The sequence below is a fragment of the Cytobacillus sp. FSL W8-0315 genome (assembly GCF_038002905.1).
In the GTDB taxonomy this organism is placed as follows: Bacteria; Bacillota; Bacilli; order Bacillales; family Cytobacillaceae; genus Cytobacillus; species Cytobacillus pseudoceanisediminis.
In genome coordinates this window covers 398,572-412,333 of sequence record NZ_JBBOOC010000001.1, presented here as the reverse complement: position 1 = coordinate 412,333, position 13,762 = coordinate 398,572, and the positions used below count along the sequence as shown (strand labels likewise).

General features: G+C 42.2%; 10 protein-coding genes and 2 riboswitches. All 10 genes read left to right on the top strand.

The features are described from left to right. The first annotated feature begins 4 nt into the window (after positions 1-4). The 10 genes from MKY20_RS02240 to glcT all read left to right on the top strand — a co-directional run bounded on the left by MKY20_RS02240 (position 5) and on the right by glcT (position 13,746). A complete protein-coding gene (locus MKY20_RS02240) occupies positions 5-553 on the top strand; it encodes a DUF5381 family protein (RefSeq protein WP_009336190.1) in 549 nt (182 codons plus the stop codon). 70 nt (positions 554-623) lie between these two features. Beyond that, the gene (locus MKY20_RS02235; protein ID WP_251175682.1) at positions 624-1,175 is read left to right on the top strand and encodes a DUF5381 family protein; all 552 of its coding nucleotides are present in this window, start codon (positions 624-626) and stop codon (positions 1,173-1,175) included. Positions 1,176-1,350: 175 nt separating this feature from the next. Beyond that, positions 1,351-3,042, top strand: a complete 1,692-nt coding sequence (locus MKY20_RS02230; protein ID WP_071158496.1) for a transglutaminase domain-containing protein — start codon at positions 1,351-1,353, stop codon at positions 3,040-3,042. A 168-nt stretch (positions 3,043-3,210) separates the two neighbouring features. Next, the gene (locus MKY20_RS02225; RefSeq protein WP_083390521.1) at positions 3,211-4,668 is read left to right on the top strand and encodes an esterase/lipase family protein; all 1,458 of its coding nucleotides are present in this window, start codon (positions 3,211-3,213) and stop codon (positions 4,666-4,668) included. Positions 4,669-4,849: 181 nt separating this feature from the next. After that, positions 4,850-5,806: an AAA family ATPase gene (locus tag MKY20_RS02220; protein ID WP_071158498.1), complete on the top strand. Its 957-nt coding sequence runs from the start codon at positions 4,850-4,852 to the stop codon at positions 5,804-5,806. 1 nt (position 5,807) lies between these two features. After that, complete coding sequence (locus MKY20_RS02215) at positions 5,808-7,022, top strand: DUF58 domain-containing protein (protein ID WP_071158500.1); 1,215 nt, start codon at positions 5,808-5,810, stop codon at positions 7,020-7,022. Next, positions 7,022-9,226 (top strand): transglutaminase TgpA family protein, encoded by a 2,205-nt coding sequence (locus tag MKY20_RS02210; protein ID WP_341000226.1) that lies wholly within the window; start codon positions 7,022-7,024, stop codon positions 9,224-9,226. The genes MKY20_RS02215 and MKY20_RS02210 overlap by 1 nt, the downstream gene beginning before the upstream one ends. A 71-nt stretch (positions 9,227-9,297) precedes the next feature. Further along, positions 9,298-9,399, top strand: a riboswitch (purine riboswitch). A gap of 221 nt (positions 9,400-9,620) precedes the next feature. Beyond that, on the top strand, positions 9,621-11,141 hold the full coding sequence (guaA, locus tag MKY20_RS02205) for a glutamine-hydrolyzing GMP synthase (protein ID WP_175502204.1): 1,521 nt from the start codon (positions 9,621-9,623) through the stop codon (positions 11,139-11,141). 85 nt (positions 11,142-11,226) lie between these two features. After that, a riboswitch (purine riboswitch) is annotated at positions 11,227-11,328 on the top strand. Positions 11,329-11,455: 127 nt separating this feature from the next. Continuing rightward, a complete protein-coding gene (locus MKY20_RS02200) occupies positions 11,456-12,784 on the top strand; it encodes an NCS2 family permease (protein ID WP_009336181.1) in 1,329 nt (442 codons plus the stop codon). A 119-nt stretch (positions 12,785-12,903) separates the two neighbouring features. Continuing rightward, positions 12,904-13,746, top strand: coding sequence for a glucose PTS transporter transcription antiterminator GlcT (glcT, locus tag MKY20_RS02195; protein ID WP_019382399.1), 843 nt, complete (start codon positions 12,904-12,906; stop codon positions 13,744-13,746). The last annotated feature ends 16 nt before the right edge of the window (positions 13,747-13,762 follow it).

Below are 13,762 nucleotides of genomic sequence, written 5' to 3'. Positions count from 1 at the left end.
ATCGATGGTTCAAGACAAAGATCATATAACAATAAAGAGTTCAAACATCATGTATGTTTTGGTGTCTCTTGCTACTGTAGGTTTTTTAATAGCCTGTATCTTTCTAATTGTTCACGGATTGAAGTTTGACTCTAAATATTCTTTATTCTATCTTGGCGGAGGGATAATTTTCACTCCTTTTTATCTCTATATCACACTTTGGAATTTACCAGGCTTAATCCCGGGTAAAATCTTGCTGTCCATTACACCCGGAGAAAATGGTGTGATTAAATCAAAAAAAGGTATTGTTCCAATTAAGGACATACGAAACATTGATCTTGTAAGGAATCCATTGAATTTAATTAATGATATTGTTATTGAAACATTCAATGATCAAAAAATTAAAATTCGCACGTATAACCTGATTGGTGATTTTCGCTATCAGATAATAGTTGACCAATATATATATCCTTATATGACTGAAAATGCAAAAAAAGTTTGGGATCGAAAAATAAATCTGGAGAATCTTCGGCAGCAAGCTAATTATGAGAGGCAAGGACCAAAGGCTGAATAATGGTTTTATGTGTGGAATCTCTCTTCTTTAGTATCTTTGCTTGGTTCAAAGGGGTGAATATTGTTTGTCAATGATTCAGAAAAAAGGCGAAACGGTAATCATAAAAGGTTCTAAGTTCATGTATGTATGGATGTTTTTGGCTACAGTTGGATTTTTGCTTGCGTGTATCTTCTTAATCATTCATGGATTGAAATTCAACTCTAAGTATTCTTTCCTCTATCTTGGTGGAGGAATTGTTTTAACTCCCTTCTATCTTCATTTGACTCTTTGGAGTCTGCCTGGATTAATCCCAGGAAGGGTTTTGCTGAAAATAGTTCCAGGGGATAAAGGTACAGTTATTGCACCAAAAGGCCATGTTTTAATAAAAAACATTCAAAAAATTGATTTAATAAGAAATCCATTAAACCTTATAAATGATATTGTTATTGAAACCTTCGATGATAAAAAAATAAAGATTTGCACCTATAATCTCTTGGATGATGGTGATTTTCAGGTAATTGTTGATCAATACATTTTTCCTTATATGACTGACAATGCCAGAAAAGTATGGGATCGGAAAATCGATCTGGATAAGTTAAGGGAAGAAGATAACTATGTTAGGCAGGAACATAGGATTGAGTAAAATTAATAGAAATATTTTAATATCTATCGATATTGAATTTTTTTAAAACAGTACTACAGAGAAGCTCTTTAAAGGTTAACCCTATAAAGAGCTTTTGTTTTGAGTTTGGTAATTTCTGAAACCGAATGGCATAACGCACGTAATACAGTTAAGAAAGATTAAAAAGGAGGACACCATGCCAAAGAAAAGCCCCATCACCCTATTGATGTTAGTATTAGCCAGCTTTCTCTTCCTTTCAGCCTGCAGCTCAGAAAGCAGTTCAGAGGCCAAAGCAGAGAAAAAGGAAGAAGACAAATATGAAAAACTGGTTAAAGAGAAAAACAAGGAACTTGAGCTCGAACCTCTGGAGCTGACTTCTTACAGCGAGGAAGTGGGAGCGGCTTTGAAGAATCCGGAGTATAAGGAGTTTGCTGCTAATGGCAGGGTGGCTGTGCAGGGAGAGATCGAGAAGTATTCGGACCTAAAATCAGACTATGCCTGGATTAAGGTTCGTTCCACAGAGGATGGACCGGCAGGGAACGATCTTGAATACTACACACCCATCAAAGAAGGGAAGTTCAAGCAGAATATCCGTTTATTTAATGGGGAAGGCGAGTACAAGATAACCGTTCAGCTTCCGAGTACGGATAGTGAGAATTACTATTATGATCTTGCCTCGTTCACTGTCCACAATGTGAATCCAAATGCGGAACGGGATCTGACGTATACTCCGTTTGGCCAGGAGGCAGATCTGACTCTGGATATTGAATCAAGCTATATAAATGGCAATGAAGTATTCCATTTAAAAGGGGAAGCGGGAAGCCTATCAGACAGCGATACGATCATGCTTAAGCTGAATAAGGAATCGGATATGTGGAAGCATGTCATTCCGCTTAAGGACGGAAAGTTTTCCTATGATGTGCCATTATTCTATGGAAAAGGGCTTCACGAGCTTGAGGTGCTTGTCCCTGACAGGGAAAGGGAAAATTACTATCAGACGGCTACAACTATCTTAATAGACAACGAATCTGATAGGACGATGAGCCCTATCGAATATTCTAAAACGTATGAGGAGCGGGGAGTGGCACTTGAATACCCGCAATATGGCGGTGAGGAATCTGACGGTGTCTTTTTTGTAAAAGGAAAAATTGATCCGCAGGCAGAATTTGGCCCTGAAACCGATCATATTTACATTACCACTAAAAAGGGTGAGGACGAAGCACTGGATGTTATTCCAGTAGAAGACTTCACATTTGATGATTCGTTTTATTTAAGGTTCGGCCAGGGCACATATGAAGTCACACTAAGTGTTCCTGAAATTAAAGAAGAAAACAGTGATTATTTCCGTTATTATGGATTTGCCAAGTTTGAGGTAGAGTCAACAGGCGAGGATAAGCGGGACCTTCTGCCTTCAAGAGGCGTTCAGTCAGATGCACCGCAAATTACTGAACTGGCGAAAGAATTGACAGAAGGCATAAGCGGTGAAAGGGAAAAAGCGAAGGCTGTATATGATTTTGTCGCGAAAAACGTTTCATATGATGTGAATAAACTTGAAACAGATGACTTCAGCTGGGATGATAGTGCACTCAAGACACTGGATTCCAAAACGGGCGTATGCCAGGATTATTCGTATCTTGCCATTGCCCTGCTCCGGGCAAGCAATATGGAAGCCCGTTTTGTCGAAGGGACTGCTTTCGGCGGATTTTGGCCGCAGAAGCATGCATGGGTGGAAGTGAAAGTGGATGGAAGCTGGCTTACTATGGATCCTACATGGGGAGCGGGATATATTAAAGATGATAAATTCGTGGCAGCTTTCAATGAAAAATACTTTGACCCGAATAAAGAAGAGTTTGAAAAAACACATAACCGCACAGGTGTATCCTATTAATTGCTATAAAGTCACGGGGCTTGTTCCTGTGGCTTTTTTCAATAATTTGGCCTCTTTTTTCCAAATGTGTGGAAATTATATCGAAAGACCCTTCAATAAATATTCTGAAAATTATAAAATCAAATTGACTGGGCTTCCGTCCGGATCTCCTTTAAGGAGGGGAAAAGCTTGATAAAACAAATGGCAGGAGTGATCTTTTGTATGATGCTGATTATCCCTGGTATGGTGAAGGCTGGCGGTTTTGGCGGTGATGACAGTGGAACTCCGGGTTATTGGTATGCCGGAGAAGCACCTTCAAGCATTGATCCTTCCAAATCACCTCTTGTGTTTGTGCACGGCTATAATAATTCATCAGCTGTCTGGCATGAAGGGAATGATATGTATGAAGTGGCTTTGGCAAATGGGTATGAAACAGCATTCATTGACCTTCATCATGACCGTGATATGTGGACGAATGGTACGATTCTGGCTGAAAAGCTTCAAGAAATGTACCATCATTTCGGCGGAAAAAAGCTAGTGGTCATTGGCTACAGCAAAGGCGGGGTTGATATTCAGACAGCTCTTGTTCATTACAATGCCCATCCATATGTCTCAAATGTCATCTCCCTATCTTCCCCTCATTTTGGAACCCAACTCGCAGATCTCGCCCACAGCAGCGCGGCCTGGTGGCTTGCTGCCCTCCTTGGCAACAATAATGAAGCAACTGAATCCCTGCAGACAGGCAATATGCAATACTTCCGTAGCCTTACAGATTCCCATCAGAATGCTGCAAAAAATCGATATTATACACTTGGCGGCACTAAATGGGGTTCATTTGGCAGTGCAACCTATTGGGGAGGCTTATATCTGAGCCAGTATGGAAAAAGCGATGGCGTCATTACGGCGGTTAATTCCCGCTTGCCAGGAGCATCCGTTGTTCAGGAGGGCAGCTGGAATCATACAACCATCCGGGAAGGATCCCATACATTTCCGGTGTTCAGGCCCTATACCACTATCACTCAGCCTGCTGCGGTTTTCTCACCAGCAAGCTCTGGATCCGCTGCCAGACAGCCTGGCACTCATTCCATTGTAAAAGGCGGGAAAGCTGTCAGTGCAATAAGCGAACAGTTTTCCGTGGAGGAAAATGTAGAATCCATGACCGTTTCTTTTTTAAGTGAAAAGAATTTGTCTGCTTTAAAATTGACCAGTCCGGACGGAAAGGAATATAAAACGAAAAAAGCGTATCAGGAAGAATCCGAGTTTTTCAAAGGAGCATGGGTTCATCAGTTTGAAATAGATTATCCTAAAGTGGGAAACTGGGCGTTAAAGGCTCCGGCAAATGCTGCGTATCTGTACACTGTTGCGCTGGACAGCCCGTTAAATGATAAAATTCTGGGCAAGTCTGCGAAAAGCCATAAAACCTTTAATACAAAATGGGTCCTCTTCGGGTTTGATTCCTCAGGGAAAAAACTGCAGCAAAAAGCCAATGGAGAAAAGACTGGCCTCATGACCGAAAGCGATTTTACACATGAAGGTGTATACAATGTGACAACAGAAGTGAAAGGCCAGACTGAAAATGGAAAGCCGTTTGAAAGAACCATCATTGAATCTTTCTATGTAGATCAAAGTGGAAAACGATATAAGTAATGTATGTTTGGCTGCTGTGAAGCAGTCTTTTTTTATTGAAAACCCAGGGATAAGGGAGAATCATCATAAGAAAAACACAGGAGTTTCTAACGCGACAGCGAATATATAATAGGTTAGAATTAAATTTAGGATAATGTAAATTAATGGAATGCGAGATATAGATAAAGGGGAGAGATTTCACATGGATAGAAATCATATGCACCCTGCAATTGAGAGGGTATTAGGAAATATCGAAAAAGTCATGATCGGCAAACGGGATGTCGCAGAATTGAGCTTAGTGGCACTTTTAGCGGAAGGCCATGTTTTGCTCGAGGATGTGCCGGGTGTCGGGAAAACAATGATGGTGCGTGCACTGGCTAAATCAGTCGGAGCCGCATTTAAACGCATCCAGTTCACGCCTGATTTGCTGCCTTCGGATGTGACAGGCGTATCCATCTATAATCCGAAGGAAATGGAATTTCAGTTCAGGCCTGGCCCCATTATGGGCAATATTATATTAGCAGACGAAATCAACAGAACCTCCCCCAAGACGCAATCTGCTCTTCTTGAAGGGATGGAAGAAAGCAGCGTAACCATTGACGGGGTGACACATCGCCTTGAGAAACCCTTCTTCGTTATGGCAACGCAAAATCCGATTGAGTATGAAGGAACTTATCCGCTTCCGGAAGCCCAGTTGGACCGATTCCTGTTAAAAATGAAAATGGGTTATCCTGATATCGCTGATGAGATGGAGGTCCTGAATCGGGCGCAGCGGATTCCGCCGATAGAAGATCTGGAATCTGTTATAGATTTAGCTGAATTGCGCTCACTCCAGCAAGAAATTAAAGAAGTGCATGTCGATCAGACGCTTAAACGCTATATTGTGGAAATTGCCAATCAGACCAGAAGCCATAGCAGTGTGTATTTAGGGGCAAGCCCCCGCGGCTCGATTGCTTTAATGAAAGCAGCCCAGGCTTACGCATTCATGTATGGCCGGGATTATGTTCTTCCGGATGATATTCAGTATTTAGCGCCTGCTGTTTTTGTCCACCGGATTATCTTAAGGTCTGAGGCAAAATTTGAGGGCATTACCGCTGAAGAAGTAGTAGAACGGGTCATTGCCAGGGTTTCGGTTCCTGTTCAAAGGTTAGCCAAGTAAAATGAAACAGCTATTAAAAGCAATGAAAGATGTCTGGAAGCTGATTGTGTTATTTTTGCTTATTCTGTTCGCCTTTTCATATGCGATGTTTCAGGGCGGCTTTGTAAGCTGGTTTTTATTTTACAGCTTTCTTCCTTTTGCTCTTTACGCACTTGGCTTATCGTTTTATTCTTTAAACGACTTTAAGGTGGAGCGGATCCTGCCAAAAACAGAATTCAATGCAGGCGAGCAGGCAGTTATCACCCTGAAGATAACCAGAAGAACAGCTTTTCCACTATTGTATCTGATCATTGAGGATGAGATGAGTGAACAGCTTCAGCATGCCAGGAAATCAAACGAGGCAAAGCGTTTTTTATTTCCTGGGTTCCAGAAGGAAATGTCCCTTCAATACAGGATTAATAGCCTTCCGAGGGGGGAGCATTTTTTTGCCTCCATCCGTGTGAAAACAGGTGATCTGCTCGGTTTAATAGAAAAAGAAAGGCAAGCACCTGCTGAGAGCCGGATGATCGTCTATCCGGCATATGAGGAAATCATTTATAAGCCTATGGCACATCATTATGATCAGGGAATGACTGCTTCAAAAGAGCGGGTGCAAAGGGATACTTCCATGGCCATCGGCATCAGGGAGTATCAGCCGGGAGACAGATTCTCCTGGATTAACTGGAAAGCTACTGCTAAGCGGAATGATATTATGACCAAAGAATTTGAACAAAGGCAATCCCATGACGTCTATATCCTCATGGATTGTGCACCGGATAGCCGGTTTGAAGCGATCGTTTCGTTTACAGCCTCCATTGCGAGGGCGATTCTCCGCAAAGGAGCACAGACTGGGTTTTTGACCTCAGCAGAAACGCGGACAGCTTTTCCAATCAGAGGCGGGGAAGCGCACCAGCTTCAGCTGTTTTATCATTTGGCAAAAATAAAGGATGATTCTCAAGCGGCAGTGGACCGGGTTCTTGAAGCAGAGCACTTTCTTTTACAGCAGAACAGTCAGCTGATGGTTATTACAGCGAAATTAACAAAAGCGCTTATAGAGAAAGCCAGTTTTTTCACGTCCAAGAAAGGGATTGTCACTATATTTCTAATGAAAAATGAGGATGAAGCTCCTTCCAGAGATGAACTGCTGCTCAAAACCTCTGCCAATGCCAGGGGAATCCGGGTAGTTTTGGTTCATAACGGACACTTTGCAGATGTGTTTTCGGGGGTGAGCAAGTGATGAGTTCTCTTAAGGTACAGAAAGATCTTACCTCTTTTCTCCTTTATGTTCTGGGATTTTTCTTATTATGGGAATGGCTTCGTCCGGTTGAGGAGCTGACGGACACATCCAATGTCATTGTTTTTCTCATGTTCCTTATACTATCGCTTCTATTGGCTTTTTTCGGTGTCAGCCCTGTATTAAGCGGGTTTATAAAGGTGCTTTATATTCTCTATGAACTGCATTATTTGTACTTTGAGGGATCGTTTTTCCAATTTTCATGGTTATCATTATTTGCATCGGACATGGTGCACAATTTTGCTTTAATAGCTGATAGAGACTGGCCGGGCATGACAAATTTATTCAGAAGCCTCCTCTTTTTCATTCTGCTGTGGCTGATGACTTATTTGATTCAGTATTGGCTGATCAATCGCAGGCGGATTTTCATTTTCTTTTTCATGACACTCATTTATATAACTGTATTGGATACCTTTACGCCTTACGAGGCAGATGCGGCGATTGTCAGGACAGTTATTGCGGGCTTTGCGGTTATGGGCATCTTAACCTTCAACCGTCTTCTGGATCAGGAAGGGCTGAAAAAAGAAGCCTCCCTGTCGCGCAAATGGATGATTCCGCTGACTGCTCTGATCGCTCTGAGTACTGGCTTGGGGTTTGCAGCACCTAAGGCAGAACCGATTTGGCCCGATCCTGTTCCATTTATTAAGTCGTATGGACAAAATAGCGGCAGTGATGGCCCGGGTATTCAGAAAATCGGCTATGGGGAAGATGATTCCCGTCTTGGCGGTCCTTTTATAGGAGATAACGCTGTGGTCTTCAGGGCGGAAGTAGAGTCCCGCCATTACTGGAAGGTTGAAACAAAAGATACTTATACAGGCAAAGGATGGGTTACATCCCAGGCAGAGGGAGAATATCAACCGTTTGGAATGGGAGAAGAAATCCCGGTTACATCGTTCATCTATAACGATGCAATTGAAACCACTGAAGAAGTAAGCTCCGTTTATACTTTTATGAATTACCCTCATGTGGTGTATCCGTTAGGGTTAAATAATATTGAAGCTGCACCGTTCATTACCTATGAGCTTGAAACGGCCACTGAAAAGATCCGGACATTGGAGGGCGGACGGCCATTTGCATTGGAAGAATATAAGTTAGGCTTCGAGGTGCCTGAATACAGTGTGACTGCAATGAAGGCAGCCTGGGCAAATGCGGAATCACTGCCTGAGGAATTTGTGGCGAGATATACACAGCTGCCTGAAGACTTGCCTGAAAGAGTCAGGGAACTTGCTCTGGAAATTACTCAAGAGAAACCGGACTGGTTTGAAAAAGCAAGGGAGCTTGAGAGGTATTTCCGAAGGGCAGAATATACCTACAGCCAGACAGACGTAGCTGTTCCAGATGAAAATGAGGATTATGTGGATCAGTTTTTATTTGATACCAAACAGGGATATTGCGACAATTTCTCCTCCTCCATGGTGGTAATGGCCAGATCCATTGGATTGCCGGCAAGATGGGTGAAGGGTTATACAGAAGGAGAATTCAAGCAGTCATTAGGGTCTGGTCTTCGCTTGTTTGAGATAACAAATAACAATGCCCATTCATGGGTGGAAATCTATTTCCCTGAAATGGGCTGGGTTCCATTTGAACCAACTCAGGGGTTCAATAATAACGTACAATTTAACTTTGACAACGCTGGCCAAAATACGAGCCAGCCAGAAGAAGTTAAGCCAAGCGAGACTGAGACTCCTGTTAAGCCAGACATGCCTGAAGAAGCAGCGGCGGAAAAATCGCCGTTTTCAATAAAAGAGCTTTGGGACAATCTGGGAACTTTCTTAAAAGATAATTGGAAAGTAATCGCAGCAGCGATATTGGCAGCTGGTGTGCTTGTTTTCGTGCTTTTCCAGAAGAGGGGCAAATGGATGCCGCATTATTTTATCTGGAGATTTAAAAAGACAAAGGATGATGAGCATTTTCCTAAGGCTTATCTGATTCTCTTAAAAGAATTGGACCGGTACGGGTTAAAACGGAAAAACGGCCAAACCTTAAGGGAGTATGCCAAATATATAGACAGCTTTTTCTCAACAAAGGAAATGAGCAGGCTGACAGCCCGTTATGAAGAACTTGTTTACAGGGGTGTTCTAAAAGAAGGAAGCTGGAATGACACGAAGGAATTGTGGGAAAATTTAATTAAAAAGACAATAGCTTGACCGGGATTTGGGGCTGTTGTTACAATAGGCAAATAAGACAGCGGCATAATGTTCGGTTTTTGCCGCGTATTACAATTAAATCATGCAACCTTCATATATCCTCGATAATATGGTTCGAAAGTCTCTACCGGATCGCCGTAAATGATCTGACTATGAAGGCAGAAGAAGCTTTTTGCTATACGTGAAAACCGGAATTCTGCCTTCACTTTTTTTTGTGGAGAAAGAGTTCCGGTTTTTTTATTGGCCAGCTTCTGGCTGGCGGTTATATATGAGATTGCAAAGAAATTATATTTTTACTAGATATTTTACCTGCAGGAGAGAAGACTAAAAGAAATATTACAAATTTAATGAGGTGAACAGTGTGACGGGGAAAACAGAACTTCAAAATCAAGAAATGATCGTAGTGCTGGACTTTGGAAGCCAGTACAATCAGTTAATCACTCGCAGAATCCGTGAACTGGGTGTATACAGTGAGCTTCATCCGCATACGATTACAGCTGCGGAAATCAAAGAAATGAATCCAAAAGGAATTATTTTCTCTGGCGGGCCTAACAGTGTCTACGGCGAAAATGCTTTCCGCTGTGATGAAGAAATTTTTGAACTGGGCTTGCCGATTTTCGGAATCTGCTATGGCATGCAGCTGATGACGATGCATTTTGATGGTAAAGTAGAGCCTGCCAAGCACCGTGAATACGGTAAGGCAATCATGAAGATTGAAAATGAATCCAAATTGTTTACAGATCTGCCTAGAGAACAGACAGTCTGGATGAGCCATGGCGATCTTGTCGTAGAGGCTCCAGCTGGTTTTACAGTGGATGGTATAAATCCATCATGCCCGATTGCGGCTATGAGCAATGAAGAACGCGGTTTATATGCTGTTCAATTCCACCCTGAGGTACGCCATTCAGTTCACGGAAACGATATGCTGAAAAACTTTGTGTTCGGCGTTTGCGGCTGTACAGGCGATTGGTCAATGGAAAACTTCATTGAAATCGAAATGGAAAAGATACGCCAGGAAGTTGGAGATAAAAAGGTTCTTTGCGCATTAAGCGGCGGTGTTGATTCATCTGTTGTTGCCGTCCTTATTCATAAAGCAATCGGTGACCAGCTAACTTGTATTTTCGTGGATCACGGCCTGCTGAGAAAAGATGAAGCAGAAGGCGTCATGAAGACATTTGCTGATGGATTTAATATGAATGTAATTAAAGTGGATGCCCAGGAACGCTTTATGAATAAGCTTAAAGGTGTTAGCGATCCTGAACAAAAGCGAAAAATTATCGGCAACGAATTCATCTATGTATTCGATGATGAAGCTGCTAAGCTTCAAGGCATTGATTTCCTTGCACAGGGGACTCTCTACACAGATATTATTGAAAGCGGAACAGCTACTGCGCAAACCATTAAATCTCACCATAATGTAGGCGGACTTCCTGAAGATATGCAATTCAAGCTGATCGAGCCGCTTAACACTCTGTTTAAAGATGAGGTGCGTGCGCTGGGAACAGAGCTTGGCATTCCGGATGAAATCGTTTGGAGACAGCCATTCCCTGGTCCGGGATTAGGTATCCGCGTTCTCGGGGAAATCTCAGAAGATAAGCTTGAAATTGTGCGCGAGTCTGATGCTATACTGCGTGAGGAAATCCAAAAGGCAGGGCTTGATCGCGACATTTGGCAATACTTCACGGTTCTGCCTGATATCCGCAGTGTCGGTGTAATGGGAGATGCCCGGACTTATGATTATACTATCGGAATCCGTGCGGTTACTTCAATAGACGGCATGACTTCTGACTGGGCACGTATCCCATGGGATGTACTGGAGATTATTTCAACTAGAATCGTTAATGAAGTTTCGCATGTCAACAGAGTGGTTTACGATATTACGAGCAAGCCGCCTGCAACAATCGAGTGGGAATAAAATACGAACATTAAGAAAAAGCGGACATGAAAATGTTCGCTTTTTCTATTGACTAGGACTTTTTGAGGTGCTATGATAAAGAAGAATTAAATATGTCGTTTTACGTCGTATAATATTGGGGATATGGCCCAAAAGTTTCTACCGAGCTGCCGTAAATAGCTTGACTACGAGGTAAGTGCAAATAGGGATGTTTTTGCTATTATTTTTCTTTGTTTTCCCCTATTGCAAGCACGAGCCTAGTTGTCAATGCTCCGGTAGTCAAACCGGAGTTTTTTTATTTTAAAAAATAAAGACAGCCAATAGGGGGAAGAGAAATGAAGAAGTACTTCCAGTTTGAAGAACTTGGTACTAACTATCGCCGTGAATTTATCGGCGGACTTACAACTTTTTTAGCAATGGCTTATATCTTAGTCGTTAATCCGATTACATTATCGTTAATGGATATACCTGATTTGCCGGATTCCATGAGAATGGACTATGGGGCAGTATTTGTGGCAACAGCAGTGGCTGCCGCAATTGGATCCCTATTGATGGGGGTGCTGGCCAGATATCCGATTGCACTTGCCCCGGGAATGGGATTAAATGCATTTTTTGCTTATACTGTTGTTTTAACAATGGGAATTCCTTGGCAGCATGCATTAGGCGGGGTTCTTATCTCAGGGATTATCTTTATCTTTTTATCCCTTTCTGGTTTGCGTGAAAAAATTATTAACTCGATCCCTGCTGAATTAAAGTATGCGGTCAGTGCCGGAATCGGATTGTTTATTACATTTGTCGGTGCTCAAAGCGCAGGGCTGATTGTCAATAATGATGCAGTTCTTGTAGGATTAGGAGATTTTACTGATGGGAATGTGCTTCTGGCTATTTTCGGGATTATCATCACAGTAATTCTGATGACAAAAGGTGTTAATGGCGGAATTTTTATAGGGATGGTACTCACGACGATTGTTGGGATGATTGCCGGCCTGATTGACGTTCCAGGAAAGGTTGTTGATTCCGTGCCAAGTGTAGCTCCAACGTTTGGAGCGGCATTCGGGGCATACAGTGACCCTTCATTCTTCTCAACAAGCATGCTGGTGGTTGTTCTGACATTCCTATTCGTTGACTTCTTTGATACAGCAGGAACGTTAGTGGGTGTTGCCAACCAGGCGGGCTTAATGAAAGAAAATAAATTGCCCCGCGCAGGTAAAGCGCTTCTGGCGGACTCCACAGCAACTGTCGTTGGTGCGATATTCGGAACATCCACGACAACTTCTTTCATTGAGTCTTCATCAGGGGTTGCGGCAGGTGCGAGAACGGGATTTGCATCGATTGTCACAGCAGGGTTCTTCCTGTTATCATTATTTTTCTTCCCGTTATTAGAAGTCATCACTTCTGCGGTGACAGCTCCGGCACTGATCATTGTCGGTGTATTGATGGTTGCATCATTAGGCAACATTGATTGGACTAAGTTTGAAATTGCAGTTCCGGCATTCCTTACGATTATTGCAATGCCATTGACTTACAGTATCGCAACAGGAATTGCAATCGGATTTATTTTCTATCCAATCACCATGATTGTAAAAGGAAGAATCAAAGAGATTCACCCAATCATGTACGGGCTGTTCGTCATATTTGTTTTGTATTTCATTTTCCTGAAGTAATAATTATGAATTAGGCCCGCTTTAATGCGGGTCTGTTTTATTTTATTCTCAATCCGTTGACTTCCCGGACAGGCTTTAATACCATGAGAGTACATTTGTTTATGGGCGGGGAGAAGAGAATGGGTGAGTATAAGGTAAAAAAAGTGCTTAATAATAACGTCCTTATTGGTAGCCACGAGTCATTTGGGGAAGTTGTCCTTATCGGTAAGGGGATTGGCTTCAGCCGGAGGCCGGGCCAGCCAATCGACTCTAATTTGGTTGAAAAGCTCTTTGTGCTTAAAAATGAAAAAGAGCAGGAGAATTATATTAAACTGATGCCTTTTGTGGATAATGAATTGCTTGAAGCAATTATCTCCTCAATTCAATTGATTAAACAAAGGGCAAATTCCATGCTTAATGAACATATCCATGTTGCGTTAACTGATCACTTGATGTTTGCAATAACGCGTCTGAAAAAAGGGATGGAAATGAAAAATCCTTTTCTTATCGAAACTAAGACTCTCTACCCATTTGAATACGAAATTGCCCACGAAGTTGTGAACCTTATAGGACAGCGAACCGGTATTTATTTGCCTGAAGGGGAGATTGGGTTCATTGCCCTCCATGTTCATAGTGCTGTAATGAACCGCGATTTATCCGAAGTCAATCAGCATTCACAACTGGTAACCCATCTTGTGAATATGATTGAAGAACAGCTTGACATTAAGATTGATAAAGACAGCATCGATTATATGAGGCTTGTCCGCCATATCCGATTCACCATTGAACGGGTTAACAAAGGCGAGGTGGTTGAAGAGCCGGAAAAAATAACTTCCCTCTTGAAAGAAGAATATCCGGTGTGCTACAATCTCTCTTGGAAGCTCATTAAAGTAATGCAGCAAACATTAAAAAAACCAGTCTTTAATGCAGAAGCTGTTTATCTGACAATGCATCTGCAGAGGCTTCAAAAGAAAATAAATTAATTACAATACTATCTTG